The organism is Variovorax sp. J2P1-31, from assembly GCF_030317215.1.
GTDB lineage: Bacteria > Pseudomonadota > Gammaproteobacteria > Burkholderiales > Burkholderiaceae_C > Variovorax.
Genome location: NZ_JASZYA010000001.1, coordinates 2223262 through 2238762 on the forward strand (window position 1 = coordinate 2223262; position 15501 = coordinate 2238762).

A 15501-nucleotide genomic window follows, 5' to 3' on the forward strand; every position below is an offset into this window, starting at 1 on the left:
ACCTCTGCGCCCTCTGCGTCCGGTTGCCCGTATTCAGCGTTCGAGTCGACGGGACCGAACGCCCGAACACGGCCCCTACGAAAACAAATGAGATTTATTTCGCAATGGATACAGGGTGGCGGGGCCGTGCTGCGTCTTCCCAGGTAGCAACCGTTTTTTCTACCTGGAGCACATCGACATGAATCGCCTTCTGACGCGGCCCGCGCCGCTTGCCCTGGCCCTCGCGCTGGTCTTCGGCACCGCCTCGGCCAGCGCGCAAGGCGGCGCGGCCGGCACGCCGATGCAGATCAGCATCGGCGCCCAGCCGCTGGCCTCGGCACTCAACGACTGGGCGCGCCAGACGCGGCTCCAGCTCGCGGTCCAGCAGGACGTGGTGGCGGGCAGGACCGCGCCCGCCGTGTCCGGCCAGCTGAGCCCGCGCCAGGCGCTCGAACGCCTGCTGGCCGGCAGCGGCCTCTTCGGCCGCTTCGAGGGCAACATCGTGACGGTCGAGCGCCAGGCCGCCTCCTCGGGCACGACGCTGGGCGCGATCACCGTCACGGCCACGACGGCGCGCGAGACCGCGGCCAGCCCGGTGATCGGCTATGTGGCGCAACGCAGCGCCACGGGCACCAAGACCGACACGCCGCTGATCGAGACGCCGCAGTCGATCTCGGTCGTGACCTCGGACTTCATCGAGGCCACCGGCGCCCTGCGCCTCAAGGACGCGCTGGCCTACACGCCCGGCATCAACGTGTCGCCCTGGGGCGCCGATTCGCGCTTCGACTGGACCATCATCCGCGGCTTCGACGCCCAGACGCCCGGCTACTACCTCGACGGCCTGCAGCTGCGCAACAACAACGGCTGGGCCATCTGGCAGACCGAGAACTACGGCACCGAGCGCATCGAGGTGCTGCGCGGCCCCTCCTCGGTGCTCTATGGCCAGACCGGCCCGGGCGGCATGATCAACGTGGTCAGCAAGCGGCCGACCGAGGAGCCGCTGCGCGAACTGCAGCTCCAGCTGGGCGACCACTCGCGGCGCCAGGTCGCGGGCGACGTCTCGGGCCCGGTCGACGCCGAGGGCAAGCTGCTGTACCGCTTCACCGGCCTGGTGCGCGACGCCAGGCTGGAAGGCAGCGGCCTGCCCAACGACCGCGTGTTCCTCGCGCCCTCGCTGACCTGGAAGCCCTCGGGCGACACCTCGCTCACGCTGCTCTCGCACTACCTGCGCATCCGCGACGGCAGCTCCTACGGCAGCTTCCCCGAGGTCGGCACGCTGCTGCCCAACCCCAACGGCCGCTTCTCGCCCAAGACCTATGTGGGCGAGCCCGGCTTCGACCACTTCAACCAGGACCAGTGGATGGTGGGCTACCTGCTCGACCACCGCGTGAACGACACCTGGACGCTGCGCCAGAACGTTCGCTACGGTTCGATCAAGGTCGACTACCGGCAGGTCTACAACCAGGCCGACTTCGCGGTCGTGAACCCCGACGACCCGGCGGACCCGGCCAACTTCCGCGTGCTCAACCGCTTCCCCTTCGGCAGCAAGGAAAGCGCGCGGCTCCTGACCATCGACAACCAGGCGCAGGCCAGGCTCAAGCTGGGCGACTGGCAGCACACCGTGCTGTTCGGCCTGGACCACCAGCGCTCGCGCAACGACCAGCGCACCTACAACGCCGGCACGGTCTCGGGCATCGACGGCTACGACCCGGTCTACACCCACGACGTGGTGCCCGGTGACCCGTGGTTCGACGCCCGGACCCGCCTGGTGCAGACCGGCGCCTACCTGCAGGACCAGGTCAAGTGGGGCGACTGGGTGGCGACGCTGGGCGGCCGCTACGACAGCGCCACCGCCACGCTGGACAGCCACACCGACGGCTCGCGCACCCGCATCTCCGACCACAAGTTCACGAGCCGCGCGGGCCTGGTCTACCTGCATCCGAGCGGCTGGGCGCCGTACCTCAGCTACTCCGAGTCCTTCTCGCCGACCGCGACCATCGACCCCGAGACCAACACCCCGCTCAAGCCCGAGACCGGGCGCCAGTACGAGGTCGGCGTGCGCTACCAGCCGGTGGACAGCAAGAGCAGGTACAGCGCCGCGATCTTCGACCTGCGGCGCAAGAACTACATCACCTACACGCCGGACTTCCTGCCCAAGCAGACCGGCGAGATCCTGGTGCGCGGGCTCGAGCTCGAAGCGGCCTTCCAGCCGGTCAAGCGCATGAACGTGATCGCCGCCTACACCTACACGCCCAAGGCCATCGTCACGGCCAGCAGCACGCCCAGCGAGATCGGCAAGCAGATGCAGGCGGTGTCGCGCAACCAGCTCTCGGCCTGGACCGACTACCGCTTCGAGTCCGGCTTCAGGCTCGGCCTGGGCGCGCGCTTCATGGGCTCGAACCGCGGCTACCAGGAATCGGCGGCCGCGAAGGTGCCCTCGTACACCGTGTTCGATGCGCTCGTCGGCTACGAGCTGCAGCACTGGAGCCTGGCGCTGAACCTGCGCAACCTCACGAACAAGACCTACCTCAACGCCTGCAGCGCCGGCAGCTGCCGCTACGCGGAGCTGCGCAGGATCGTGGCGACCGCGACCTACAACTTCTAGCCGTCCATCTCGAAGGCCGGGACCCACCGGCCATCGACGTCGGTGAAGCCGTACGCGGTCGCGAGGTCGGCCACGCGCAGCACCTGGCCGGTGCGGGCGATCACCGTCGGGTCGGCCGCCAGCGCGGCCACCGCGCGGCCCAGGTAGCGGGTCGACTCGGTGCGGGCCAGCGCGGGCCGCTCGGTCCAGTGCGCCTCGTCGGTCCGGTGGCCGGCCAACACGAACTCGGTGCGCATCCAGCCCGGCGACACGGCCAGCGACGTGACCTGGTGCGCGCGCAGCTCCTGCGCCATGCCGAAAGCCAGGCGGGTCATCGCGGCCTTGGCCAGGTCGTAGTACAGATTACCGGCGATGTAGTGGCCGCGGTCCCAGAAGGTGGTGGTCACGATCAGGCCGCCGCGCTGCGCCACCATGCGCGGCGCCGCATGGCGGCTGGCCAGCAGGTGGTGGCGCAGGCCGTGCTCGAACATCGATGCCCAGTTCGACGACAGGGGCCGGGTCCAGAACGGCGCATCGAACACGCCGTCGAAGCTTTCATGCCCGCCCCAGGCGTTGTTCACCAGCAGGTCGAGCCGGCCCTGCTCGCGCTGCACGCGCTCGAACAGCGCCGCCACCTCGTCGTCCCGGCCGTGGTCGCAGGCCACCGCGATGCCCCGCCCGCCCGCCTGCGTCGCCTCCTCGGCGGTCGCGTCGATGGTGCCCGGCAGCGTGGCCAGCTGCGACAGCGCGAGCAACTGCTCGTAGCCGGCGGCCGGCCGCTCGCGCGTGCTGCGGCCGGTGACGTAGACCGTGGCGCCGGCCGCGCCCAGCTCGATCGCGATGCCGCGCCCCGCGCCGCGGCTGGCGCCGGTGACCACGGCCACGCGGCCGCTCAATGGAAGCGTCGATGAAGGCATGGGGGGTCCTTTGTGAAGGGTTCCGATGGATCGAAACAGGACTGGGGCCTGCGCGCAACCCGGAAATTCCAATGGTTTCTCAATTGTTAACAACCACTCACAATGGCAACGCCCATCCTGGCCGCGACACCTCGAGGAGCCCCCATGCCCGTTGACCCGCAGCGCCTGCGCCCCGACCCGACGCGCCGAGCCGGCGCGAGACCGCGTGCCACGATGGCCGCCGCGCTGGCCACCCTCACGGGATTGGCCTGCGGCACGGCCGAAGCCGCCTGCGGTCCCACCCTCTTTCCCGGCACCGGCGACAGCGTGATCTGCCAGGGCAGCACCACCGGCTCGACCAGCGTACAGGCCGCGCCGGGCAGCACCGAGGTCACGATCACGGTCGACACCGGCGCCTCGCTGAGCACCAACGCCACCCAGGCGCTGGTGGTCGGCGACCGCAGCCGCATCACCAACAACGGCAGCATCACGGTCTCGGGCGGCGCGGGCGCCGCGCGGGCGGCCATGGCGGCGACCGGCGACGACAACGTGCTGACCAACAACGGCAGCATCCGCACCACCAGCGGCGGCACCGCGGGCATGGCCACGCCTTCGGGCAGCAGCACACGCAGCACGCTGACCAACACCGGCAGCATCGCGACCACCGGCGGCAGTTCGCACGGCGTCTTCACCTTCGGTCCCGGCAACACCGTGAGCAACAGCGGCAGCATCACGGTCAGCGGCACCGCGTCCAAGGGCGTGTACCTGCAGGGCGGCAACGGGGTGGCCAATGTGCTGGTCAACACCGGCACCATCCGCGCGCTGGGCGCCAACACCTCGCCGACCGCGGGCTTCGCCGATGCGGTGCATGCCAACACCGTGGGCGCCGCCAGCTTCTTCTCGCGGGTGGAGAACCGCGCGGGCGGCGTGATCTCGAGCGCTAGCTCCTACGGCTACCGCGGCCAGAACGGCAACGACGTGCTGGTCAATGCCGGCCTGATCGAAGGCGCGGGTGGCGCCACGCAGGACGGTGCGATCTTCATGGGCCCGCTGGGCACGGGCACGCTGATCCTGCAGACCGGCTCGGTGATCCGTGGCGCGGCCGACGGCGGCGGCGCGCGCAGCGACACCTTCCTCGAAGGCAGCGGCACGGTCGACAACGCCTTCCGCAATTTCCAGAACCTCACGATGCGCGGCAGCGACTGGCGCTGGACCACCGATGCCACGTTCGCCAACAGCATCCGCGTCGAGAGCGGCCGCTTCGAGGTGAACGGCACGCTGAGCAGCCTCAGCATCGCGGTGCTGCCCGGCACGGTGGTGGCGGGCACCGGCACCTTCGCGGGCAACGTGAGCAACCAGGGCAGCTGGCAGCCCGGGCCCGGCGCGGGCCAGGGCTATGGCGCGTTCACGGTGCGCGGCAACTACGTGGGCAATGGCGCGCTGCTGCAGCTCCACGGCGTGCTCGGCAGCGACGGCTCGCCGGCCGACCGGCTGGTGATCGACGGCGGCACGGCCTCGGGCGACACGCGCATCCAGGTCCTCAACCGCGGCGGCGCCGGCGCGGCGACCGTGGCCGACGGCATCGTGCTGGTGCAGGCCGTCAATGGCGCCACCACCACGCCCACCGCCTTCGCACTGGCGCAGCCGGTCGAGGCCGGCGCCTATGCCTACCGCCTGTTCCGCGGCGGCGCCAGCGCTTCGACCGGCGACGCCGCGCAGAGCTGGTACCTGCGCACCCACGCGCTGGCGGTGGGCGGCGCGGTGGTCGGCTCGCCCGAAGAGGCCGCGGCCGTGATCGCCGAGGCGGCTGCCGCCAACCCCGGCGCGCCGCCGCCGACGGTGGCGCCCGTCACGCTGTACCGGCCCGAGGTCGCGCTCTACAGCACGATCCCGATCGTCGTGCGCCAGCTCGGCATCGCGCAGCTCGGCACCTTCAACGAGCGCCAGGGCGACACCGGCCTGCTGCTGCGCGACGCCAATGCGCCCGCCTCCTGGGCCCGCGTCTTCGGACAGCGCACGAAACAACAGCTCCATGGCGACGCCCGCCCGCAGTTCGACGGCACGCTGAGCGGGCTGCAGCTCGGGCACGACCTGCTCTCGCGGCGCGGCGATGGCGGCAGCAGCGACCGCGCCGGGCTGATGGCCGGCTACACCCGCGGCAGCGGCGACGCGAGCGGCATGGCCGACGGCGCGACCAAGACGAAGGTCGGCCAGCTGGTGGTCGAGGGCTACAGCCTGGGCGCCTACTGGACCCACATCGGCACCACGGGCTGGTACAGCGACGCCGTGCTCATGGGCACGCGCTACAAGGCCGATGCGCTGTCGACGCTGGGCCGGGGCGGCAAGCCGCGCGGCGACCTGTTCACCGCCTCCATCGAGGCCGGCTATCCGGTGGCGCTGGGCGGCAGCGCGGTGCTCGAACCGCAGGCCCAGCTGATCTGGCAGCGCAGTTCGCTCGACGACATCGACGACGGCATCGCCACCGTCCGCTTCGACCACGACAACGCGGTGATGGCGCGGCTGGGCGCGCGCCTCTACGGCGCGGTCGGCGGCACGGGTGCGTGGAAGCCCTACCTCAAGCTCAACCTGTGGCATGCGCTGCGCGGCCGCACCGACGCGGTGTTCGGCGCCGGCGATGCGGTGCAGACGCAGCGCAACGCCAGCGCGCTGGAGCTGGGCGCGGGCATCACGGGCCAGGTCGGCAGCGCGGTCTCGCTGTACGCCGGCCTGTCGGCCACGCGCGCGCTGGGCGCCACGGAACTGCGCAGCGTGCAGGGGCAGCTGGGGCTTCGGGTCCACTGGTAGGGACGCCCGGGCGCCGCGATTGTTGGCGCCGGGGAAACACACTGGGACCGTCCGGTGGCTTGGTCTGAAGCGCCGCGGTGCCCACACTCCAGGGTTTGCACATACGCCCCTCGGAGCCCCTCCCCGTGTCCCCTTCCTGCACCACCTGCGACGACAGCGTCGCCACCCCGGCGCTCGCGCCCGCCGCCGCGGCGCCCCGCTCGGCCTGGCTCGCGGTCGGCTCGATCGCCGTGGGCACCTTCGTGATGGTCACGACCGAGTTCCTGCCGGTCGGCCTGCTCACCGACATCGCGCGCGGCCTGCACGTGTCCGACGGCACCGCGGGCCTGATGGTCACGATGCCGGGCGTGCTGGCCGCCTTCGCCGCGCCGGCGCTGACCGTGGCCGCGGGCCGGCTCGACCGGCGCACGGTGGTGCTGGCGCTGACCGCGCTGCTGCTGGTGTCGAACCTGCTGGCCGCCTTCGCGCCCAGCTTCTCGACCATGCTGGTGGCGCGCCTGCTGCTGGGCCTGTGCGTGGGCGGCTTCTGGTCCTTCGCGCCGGCCGTGGGCACGCAGCTGGTGCCGCCGGCCGACCAGCCGCGCGCGATGTCGATGATCCTGGCCGGCATCTCGGTGGGCACCGTGCTGGGTGTGCCGGCCGGCGCGCTGCTGGGCAGCATCGCGGGCTGGAGATCGGCCTTCGCCGCCTCGGCGCTGCTGACCGCGGTGGTGCTGGCGGTGCAGCTGTGGCTGCTGCCCGCGCTGCCGGCGCTGCGCGCCATCCGGCCGCGCGACCTGCTCACGCCGCTGACGCGCCGCCTGGCGGCAGTCGGCCTGGCCGCGGTGGTGCTGATGGTGGCGGGGCACTTCGCGGCCTACACCTACCTCAAGCCCTTGCTGCAGCAGATCTTCGGCCTCTCGCCGGCACTGGTCACGGCGCTGCTGCTGGTCTACGGCGCGGCGGGCTTCGTGGGCAACTTCATCGGCGGGCGCATCGTGGCGCGCAGCCCGCTGACGGCGGTGGTGGCCACCGCCCTGCTGCTGGCGGCGTCGCTGGCCGTGTCGACGCTGATCGGCGCCGGCGTGGCCGCGGGCGCGGTGGTGGTGCTGGCCTGGGGCGTGGCCTTCGGCATGGTGCCGGTCTCGGCCACGGGCTGGATGCTCAAGGCGCTGCCCGAGGCACCCGAGGCCGGTCAGGCGATGCTGGTCACGGCCTTCCAAGTCGCGATCGCCTCGGGCGCGCTGCTTGGCGGCCTGGCGGTCGACGGCCGGGGCATCGCGAGCGCGATGCTGCTGGGCAGCGTGCTGGTGCTCGCGGCCGCCGCGGTGGCGGCCCTGCTGGGGCGCGCGCCGCGCGCCGCTGCGCTCAGCGTCCCTTGACCGAGATCAGCTCGACTTCGAAGTTGAGCGTGGCGTTGGGCGGGATCACGCCGCCCGCGCCGCGCGCACCGTAGGCGATGGCCGGCGGGCACACCAGCTTGGCCTTGCCGCCGGGCTTCATCTTCTGCACGCCTTCGGTCCAGCAGGGGATCACGCCCGACAGCGGAAACTCGATCGGCTCGCCGCGCTTGTAGGAGCTGTCGAACTCCTTGCCGCTGTCGGGGAAGGTGCCGCGGTAGTGCACCTTGACGGTGTCGCTGGCCGTGGGCGAGGCGCCGGTGCCGTCCTTGAGCGACTGGTAGATCAGGCCGCTGGGCGTGGTGACCGGCGCGCTCTGGGCGAAGGCGGCCGAGGAAAGGCACAGGAGGGAGGCACACAGCAGAAATCGCACGGGATGTCCTTGGAGGGATGAAAGCCCCATTATTGCGGGCTGGCGTTGCGCCACCACAGGCAGGCGCGGCGGCGGCTGACAGGGCCGGGGCCCGGCAGCGTGTCTAGTCTAGGCTTGGATCAATTTCTGGAGAACCCGATGAAGAAGATGCTGTTCGTGCTCGCTGCCTCCCTCACTGTCCTGAGCGCCGGCGCACAGGTCGGCAAGGCCGCCTCGGAAGCCACCGACGCCGCCAAGCACAAGATCGACGAGAAGCGCGCCGACAACGAGGCCAAGAAGAGCGGGCCGGTGGGCAAGGCCGTCAACAACGTCAAGTCGGGCTACCACAAGAACCGTTCGCAGAACTCCGCCGAAAAGGCCAAGAAGGCCTTGAAGGACGCGGGCTGATCCTTCCCCTTCCCCAGCAGGCACGCCCTTGAAGCGACCGCGGCTCGCACCCCTGGCCCGGTGGTCGAGGACGGGCTGCGTCCTGCTGCTGGGCGTGGCGCTGGCGGGATGCAGCGCCGTCAAGCTGGCCTACAACAACCTGCCGGAACTCGGCTACTGGTGGCTCGACGGCTACGTCGACTTCAACAGCGGCCAGACGCCCAGGGTGCGCGAGCAGCTTGCGGCGCTGCTGGAAAGCCACCGGCGCAACGAGCTGCCGAAATTTCAGTCGCTGCTCGAAAAGGCCGCGGCCCAGGCACCGGCCGACGTGACGGCCTCGGAGGTGTGCGCGGTCGGCGACGAGGTCCGCGACCGCCTGCTCGCCATCGCGCTCGAGGCCGCGAAGCCAGGCGCCGAACTGGTCGCGAGCCTCGACGAGACGCAGCTGCGCCAGGTCGAGCGCAAGTACGCGAAGAACAATGCGACTTATGCGCGCGACTGGCTGGAACGCAGCGTGGCACAGCAGCACCAGAAGCGCTACCAGGACTTCCTCGACCGCAGCGAGGACTTCTACGGTTCGCTCGACAACAGCCAGCGGCAATGGCTGCGCGAGGCGGTGGACCGCTCGATCTTCGACCCGCGCCGCGTCGACGCCGAGCGGCGCCAGCGGCAGCAGGAATCGCTGGCCCTGCTGCGGCGCTTCAGCCGCCAGTCGGCACCGGTGCCCGAGGTGCGCGCCGCCATCGAGGCCTATGCGCAACGCATCGCCCATCCGCCGACCGGCGCGTGGCAGGCCTACCAGCAGGCCCTGCTGCAGGAAAGCTGCGCCAACATCGCGGCGCTGCACCAGCTCACGCGCCCGGACCAGCGTGAACGCGCCGCACGCCGGCTGATGGGCTATGCACGGGATGTGCGCGAGCTGATCGCCACGCCGCGCCCAAGCCCGTCGCGCCTGCCGTCGGAACAGCTCGCGCCCTGAGGCCGCCTCAGTGGCCGCCGGCGGCGGGCTCGTCGCGCGCGGGGTCCGCGTGCGTGCCGAAGCCGCCGCCCATGCCGCCACCGCCCTGCCCTCCGCCCCCTTTGGCCCCGCCCTTCGCCGCGCCGCCAGCCCCGGCCCGCCCGCTGCCGCCACTGACGCGCAGCGGCCCCTGCTTGGGAATGGCCAGCGAGGCCGGGATGACCTCGAGGTCGAGCACGTCGCGGATGAAGCTGCGCAGGGACGCGACCAACGCGGCCGTCTCGATCGGCCGGCCCGCCACCATGTCGTTGGCGGCCTCGGCCGCCATGCGCACCTGCTCGTGCGTGCCCAGCAGGATCACGTCGGACAGCGCGGCCTCGACCGCGTCGCGCACCCGGCGCCGGCGGTCCGAGCCGGTGTCTTCGCGCACCGCCGGCGCCACGGCCGTCACGCCCTCCGCGGCCTCGAGCGCCGCCTGCGCGGCACCGGCGCGCGCACGCAGCTCGCGCAGATGACTCGGGTCGACCGCCAGGTCGCCGGTGAACGAGCCACCCAGCGTCTTGTAGGCCGCGATCAGCGTCTTGAGCCGCTCGTTGATCTGCCGGTTCTGCCGCTCGCGCCGCTGCTGCACGCTGTGCATCACGACCAGGCGGATGCCGACCGCGATCAGCGACACCAGCACGAGGCCGAGCAGCGTGGAGAGCAGGCCTTGCCAGGAGCTGAAGTCGAGGGCGTTGCGCATGAGGTCGGGGGGAGACGGGTGGACGGTGCTCGAGGTTAGACCCAAACGGGGTCTTCGCGCTGCCTATGATGGGCGATCCAACGAAGGAGACACCCATGACATCACGCTACCCGCTGGCCGAACTGAAGGACCTGCCCGAGGACATCCGCACCGCCGTGCTCGCGGTGCAGGAGAAGGCCGGCTTCGTGCCCAACGTGTTCCTGGCGCTCGCGCGCCGCCCGGCCGAATGGCGCGCCTTCTTCGCCTACCACGACGCGCTGATGCTCAAGGAGGAAGGCTCGCTGACCAAGGGCGACCGCGAGATGATCGTCACCACCACCAGCGCGGCCAACCAGTGCCTCTACTGCGTGGTGGCGCACGGCGCGCTGCTGCGCATCTACGAGAAGAAGCCGCTGGTGGCCGACCAGGTGGCGGTGAACTACCGCAAGGCCGACATCACGCCGCGCCAGCGCGCGATGCTCGACTTCGCGATGAAGGTCTGCGACCGCTCGCACGAGGTCGACGACGCCGACTTCGCCGCGCTGCATGCGCACGGCTTCGACGACGAGGACATCTGGGACATCGGCGCGATCACGGCCTTCTTCGGCCTGTCGAACCGGATGGCGAGCTTCACCGGCATGCAGCCGAATCCCGAGTTCTTCCTGATGGGCCGCCTGCCGAGAGACAAGAAATAGCCGCGCCGCTCAGTTGCCGGCGACCTTGCAGTGCGCGAAGGCGTCGAGCGTGGGCTGGTAGGTCGGCGTCTGGAGATCGAGCACGCCCAGCAGCGTGTGGTAGAGGTTGTCGTGCGTGAGCTCGGCCTCGCGGTCCTTCTGCAGGCAGGCGGTCGACAGGTGTTCGCGCGCCTTCAGGCCCTCGCCGAACCACGCGACCATGGGCACGTGCTTCTGCACCTCGGGCGCGATGTTGTACGGCAGGCCGTGCAGGAACAGGCCGTACTCGCCCAGCGACTCGCCGTGGTCGCTCATGTAGAGCATGCCGGTGTCGAAGTTCGGCGACTGGGTCTTGAGCCAGTCGATGGTGCGGGCCAGGAAGCGGTCGGTGTGGGCGATCGAGTTGTCGTAGGCGTTCATGAGCTCGCCATGGCTGCAGTCGGCCAGCACGTTGGTCTTGCACTCGGGCATGAAGCGCTTGGTCTCGGCCGACGAACGCTTCGCATAGGACGGGCCGTGGCTGCCCATCTGGTGCAGCACCAGCAGCACGCCGCGCTGGCGCCGCTCGGCCGGCAGCGCCGCGATGCGCTGGTCGATGTTCTTGAGCATCACGTCGTCGAGGCACTCGTCGCCGTCGCAGAGCTTGCCCTTCGCTTCGGCGGACAGGCCCACCGCCGCCGAGGTGTTGGGCACGCGGTCGCACACGCCCTTGCAGCCGGCCTGGTTGTCGATCCACAGCACGGCCAGGCCCGCGGCCTGCGCCACGTCGAGCAGGTTCTCGTAGTCGTCCTTGCGGCCCTCGTAGCCCTTCTTGCCCAGCGAGGAGAACATGCAGGGCACCGAGGCCAGCGTGTTGGTGCCGCAGGAATGCACGTTGCGCCAGCTCAGCACCTCGCGCGCCGCGAGCTCGGGCGTGGTGTCGCGGGCATAGCCGTTGAGCGCGAAGTGATCGGAGCGCGCGGTCTCGCCCACCACCATCACGAACAGCGGCGGCCTGGCCTGCGTCGCATAGCTGGGGCCCAGCGCCGCGCCGGCCGTGATGGGGATCAGCTTGCGACTGCGCTTGAACAGCGGCCGGATGGCGGCCGTGGCGGTCGAGTAGACGCTGGCCAGCGGGTTCATCATGTAGCGCAGCGTGACGTGGTTGCGCATCAGCGGCGCGACTTCGCGCGACATCGCGGCGGTGGCGGCAATGCCCACCACCAGCGCCACCGCCAGCAGCGCCGCATTGCGCCAGATCTGGCCCCAGGCCCGCATCGGCAGCACGCGCACGCGCAGCAGCCACCAGGCGGGCAGCGCCGTCACCAGCAGCACGTTGAACAGCAGGCGCCAGCTCAGCAGGTCGCGCGTCTCGTGCATGTCGGTCTGCAGCGCGTTGGCGGCCATGGTGGGATCGATCACCACGCGGTAGGTCAGCATGTAGTGCTGGGCCACGGCCGCGATCAGCACGACGAAGAACCACAGCGGCTTCATCCAGCGCGTCCAGGCGGTGAAGGACAGCAGCGCCACGGTGCCGAAGCCGATCATCACGGCCATCGCGCCGACCGAGCGCATGTAGACGCTGGGTGCGCCGCCGATGCGCGCGAGCTCGAGCCACAGCGCCCAGTTGGCCGCCACCAGCAGGTAGAGCGAAAGGCCGATCACCACGGCCTGCGCGGAGCGCGGGCGCGCCATCCAGGCATCGAGGGCCAGCAGCCAGGCGGGACGGGAAAGCGAAAAGTTGGCGCGCGGGCGCCCGGACACAGCAGGCTCGAGTGGCGACAGGGCCGCGGGAAGGGAAACAGTCATCGACCGATGGTGAGAAGCAGGACTGAAATATGCCTGAACACCTCGTTCAGAATTCATTCAGCTTAGACAGGAGATCGCCGGTGCGCCAGCGGGTATGCGCGAGCAGGTCCCCGAGCCAGCCGATCGACCAGCAGATCCATGCGCTCCACAGCGTGTGGCTCATGTAGTGGGCGCCGCGCCACTGCTGCGCCAGGCCGAGGGCCAGCCCCAGGACCAGCGCGCTCGCGAGCCAGACCGCGGCGGCGCGCGGCAGGCGCCGGCGCAGCACGAACCAGCCGCCCACATAGGCGAGCGCCGCGGAGGCATGGCCCGCGGGAAAGCAGCCGCCGGGACCGCCGTCGCTCACGCCCCAGGCCCAGTGCGAGACGTAGACCGCGGTGCCGCCGAACTCGCGCAGGTCCCAGGGGCAGCTGGAATGGCTGCCGCGCTTGAGCAGCGACACGGCGATCACCGAGGCCAGCACGGTCAACGCGAGCTGCACGCGCTCGGCCCGTGCCAGCCGGCGCAACAGGCCGACGGGCCACCGGATCGCGACCAGCAGGCCCGCCACGCACAGCCAGCTCAACAGCCGCGGCACCTCGTGGAAGACCTGGATGAAGACCGGATCGTCGCGCAGGGCGAAGCCGTGCGGCCCTCCGGCCCAGCGGGCCATCGCCAGGTCGAGACCGCTCGCATCCCAGAGCAGCAGCGCGAGCAGGCCGGCGAACGTGGCGACGAAGACCCCGGACGTGCCGATGGGCGCGGGACCGAGGACGAAGGCTGAGGAGGAGGAGGAAGAAGAGGCGGTAAGGCGGGAACTGAAGGACATGCAGCACGGGCGGAAGGCCCATCCGAAGAAGCCGTTCGACGATGGCGGCGAGACTACCGACGCAGGATGAACGGCGCCTGAAGCGCGTGCTTCGATAGACTTGCTCTCTTTTGGAGGTGACTTCCGTGCGCGTTCTGCTGGTCGAAGACGATGCCACGCTGTCCGAGGCGGTCTGCGGATACCTGCAGGCCAAGGCCTTCGTGGTCGATGCCTGTGCCAGCCTGGCCGAGGCCTCGGCCGCGCTGCGCGCGGCGCAGTACGCGGCGGTGCTGCTCGACCTGCACCTGGGCGATGGCGACGGCCTGTCGCTGCTGCCGCAGATCCGGGCGATCAAGGAGCGCCCGATCGTGATCGTGCTCACGGCGCGCGACCAGGTCACCGACCGGATCCGCGGCCTCGATGCCGGCGCCGACGACTACCTCATCAAGCCCTACGACCCCGGCGAGCTGCTGGCCCGGCTGCGCGCCGTGGAGCGGCGCCGCAGCGCGGCCAGCGCGCCGATCATCGAGCTGGGCGACCTGCAGATCGACCTGTCGCACGAGCTGGTGCGGCGCAACGGCATGCCGGTCGCGCTGACGCAGAAGGAGTGGTCGCTGCTGCGCGTGATGGCCACGCGGCCCGACCGCATCCACACGCGCGAGAACCTGCAGGACGCGCTCTACGGCTTCGACGACGAGGCCGACAGCAACACGCTGGAAGTCTTCGTCAGCCGGCTGCGCCGCAAGCTGGGCCGCAACCACATCCAGACCCTGCGTGGCCTGGGCTACCGGCTGGTCAACGCGGCCGGCGACGGCGAGTGAACGCCGCGTCGAATGCGGCCGAGGCGCCGGCACCGGTCAAGCGCCAGACGCTGGCCGGCCGGCTGATCCAGACGCTGATCCTGTGGGTCGGCGGGGTCTGGCTGCTGTGCGTGATCGGCGTGGTCTGGTATGTGGACCGCGAGATCAACTACAACTTCGACAACGAACTGGTCGAGGTCTCGCACCGCATGTTCGACATCGCGCTCGACGAGTTCGACCGCCGCGCCGGCGAAGTGCCCGTCGGAAAATTCCTCATCGCGCCGACCCCCACCTTCGCCGATGCCGCGGTGATGTTCCAGGTGGTCGACAAGAACGAGCGGGTGCTGATGCGCTCGGCCGAGACCCCGGCCAACGTGTTCGACGTGCCGCTGGCCGCGGGCTTCTCCAACGACGAGGCCTGGCGCATCTACACGGTGCGCCATCCGAGCCGCGACCTCTACCTGCAGGTGGCCGACCCGCTCGACGAGCGGCGCGTGACGCTCAACCGCACGCTGTTCGGCTTGATCATCCCGCTGGGCGCGGTGCTGCCGCTGCTGGCCTGGGTGCTGCGCACGATCGCGCGCGACGAGCTGCAGGTGCTGCAGCGACTGGCCCAGGAGATCGGCGAACGCAGCGGCGCCGACCTGCGGCCGATCACCCTGCCCGGCCTGCCGCAGGAACTGCAGTCGGTGGGCGACCATGTGAACCGGCTGCTCGATCGCCTGTCGCAATCGCTGGACGTCGAACGCGCGCTGGCGGCCAACGCGGCCCACGAACTGCGCACGCCGCTGGCCTCGGCGCGGCTGCGGCTGCAGACGGCGCTGGAGCACGAACTGCGGCGCGAGGACATCGAGGCCGCGCTCGATGCGCTGCGCGTGCTGAGCCAGCGCACCGAGAAGCTGCTGCAGCTGTCGCGCGCCGAATCGGGTGCCTCCTTCTCGCGCGAGCGCGTCGACCTGGCGCAGCTGGCCGCGACCGTGGCGCAGGAGTTCTGGCAGGACGCGCGCGTGCTCGACCGGCTGGACCTGTCGGTGCCCGACAGCGGCGAACCGCCCGTGGTGCTGGGCGACTTCGACGTGCTGGCGATCGCGCTGCGCAACCTGGTGGAGAACGCGCTGCGCTACGGCGGCGACGGCCCGGTGCAGCTCGCGGTCGAAGCCGACTGCTCGCTGGTGGTGCGCGACACCGGGCCGGGCGTGAGCGAGGCCGCGCTGGGCACGCTGCGCAAGCGCCATGTGCGCCACAGCGCGGAACACGCGGGCTACGGGCTGGGCCTGTCGATCGTCGCGACCATCGTGCAGAAGCACGACGCGCGCCTCGAACTGCGCTCGCCGCCCGAGGGCGCGGCCACGGGCTTCGAGGCCCGCATCGTGCTGCAGCCGGCCTGAGCG

The 15501-nt window shown here is 71.0% G+C and carries 13 protein-coding genes; 8 read left to right on the plus strand and 5 right to left on the minus strand.

The window, feature by feature from the left end; all coding sequences use genetic code 11:
- Positions 1–178: 178 nt before the first annotated feature.
- Positions 179–2584 (plus strand): TonB-dependent siderophore receptor, encoded by a 2406-nt coding sequence (locus QTI20_RS10350; RefSeq protein WP_286548077.1) that lies wholly within the window; start codon positions 179–181, stop codon positions 2582–2584.
- On the opposite strand, the gene QTI20_RS10355 is transcribed toward QTI20_RS10350, so the two are convergent.
- On the minus strand, positions 2581–3480 hold the full coding sequence (locus QTI20_RS10355; RefSeq protein WP_286548076.1) for an SDR family NAD(P)-dependent oxidoreductase: 900 nt from the start codon (positions 3478–3480) through the stop codon (positions 2581–2583). The two genes, QTI20_RS10350 and QTI20_RS10355, sit on opposite strands and share 4 nt — an antisense overlap.
- 144 nt (positions 3481–3624) lie before the next feature.
- Between QTI20_RS10355 and QTI20_RS10360 the strand changes: the two genes are divergently transcribed.
- Complete coding sequence (locus tag QTI20_RS10360; RefSeq protein WP_286548075.1) at positions 3625–6264, plus strand: autotransporter family protein; 2640 nt, start codon at positions 3625–3627, stop codon at positions 6262–6264.
- A 125-nt stretch (positions 6265–6389) separates the two neighbouring features.
- Entirely contained in the window at positions 6390–7625 is a 1236-nt protein-coding gene (locus QTI20_RS10365; RefSeq protein WP_286548074.1) for an MFS transporter, read from the plus strand.
- Here the strand turns inward: QTI20_RS10365 and QTI20_RS10370 are convergent.
- Complete coding sequence (locus QTI20_RS10370; RefSeq protein WP_503011347.1) at positions 7612–8046, minus strand: FKBP-type peptidyl-prolyl cis-trans isomerase; 435 nt, start codon at positions 8044–8046, stop codon at positions 7612–7614. The genes QTI20_RS10365 and QTI20_RS10370 overlap by 14 nt on opposite strands.
- 108 nt (positions 8047–8154) lie before the next feature.
- On the opposite strand from QTI20_RS10370, the gene QTI20_RS10375 reads away from it, so the two are divergent.
- Both QTI20_RS10375 and QTI20_RS10380 read left to right on the plus strand, forming a co-directional pair.
- On the plus strand, positions 8155–8403 hold the full coding sequence (locus QTI20_RS10375; protein WP_286548071.1) for a hypothetical protein: 249 nt from the start codon (positions 8155–8157) through the stop codon (positions 8401–8403).
- A gap of 28 nt (positions 8404–8431) precedes the next feature.
- Complete coding sequence (locus QTI20_RS10380) at positions 8432–9361, plus strand: DUF6279 family lipoprotein (protein ID WP_286548070.1); 930 nt, start codon at positions 8432–8434, stop codon at positions 9359–9361.
- Positions 9362–9368: 7 nt separating this feature from the next.
- On the opposite strand, the gene QTI20_RS10385 is transcribed toward QTI20_RS10380, so the two are convergent.
- On the minus strand, positions 9369–10082 hold the full coding sequence (locus QTI20_RS10385) for a hypothetical protein (protein ID WP_286548069.1): 714 nt from the start codon (positions 10080–10082) through the stop codon (positions 9369–9371).
- Positions 10083–10177: 95 nt separating this feature from the next.
- Here QTI20_RS10385 and QTI20_RS10390 point away from each other — a divergent pair, with 95 nt between their 5' ends.
- Positions 10178–10756 carry a peroxidase-related enzyme gene (locus tag QTI20_RS10390; protein WP_286548068.1) on the plus strand — a complete coding sequence of 193 codons (579 nt, stop codon included), beginning with the start codon at positions 10178–10180 and terminating at the stop codon, positions 10754–10756.
- A gap of 9 nt (positions 10757–10765) precedes the next feature.
- On the opposite strand, the gene QTI20_RS10395 is transcribed toward QTI20_RS10390, so the two are convergent.
- On the minus strand, positions 10766–12523 hold the full coding sequence (locus QTI20_RS10395) for a phosphoethanolamine transferase (RefSeq protein WP_503011346.1): 1758 nt from the start codon (positions 12521–12523) through the stop codon (positions 10766–10768).
- Between the two features lie 46 nt (positions 12524–12569).
- Positions 12570–13331, minus strand: a complete 762-nt coding sequence (locus QTI20_RS10400; RefSeq protein ID WP_286548067.1) for a phosphatase PAP2 family protein — start codon at positions 13329–13331, stop codon at positions 12570–12572.
- Positions 13332–13456: 125 nt separating this feature from the next.
- On the opposite strand from QTI20_RS10400, the gene QTI20_RS10405 reads away from it, so the two are divergent.
- Together QTI20_RS10405 and QTI20_RS10410 are read left to right on the plus strand one after the other, a co-directional pair.
- Positions 13457–14131 (plus strand): response regulator, encoded by a 675-nt coding sequence (locus tag QTI20_RS10405; protein WP_286548066.1) that lies wholly within the window; start codon positions 13457–13459, stop codon positions 14129–14131.
- Positions 14128–15498, plus strand: coding sequence for a sensor histidine kinase (locus tag QTI20_RS10410; protein ID WP_286548065.1), 1371 nt, complete (start codon positions 14128–14130; stop codon positions 15496–15498). Before QTI20_RS10405 ends, QTI20_RS10410 begins: the two co-directional genes overlap by 4 nt.
- The last annotated feature ends 3 nt before the right edge of the window (positions 15499–15501 follow it).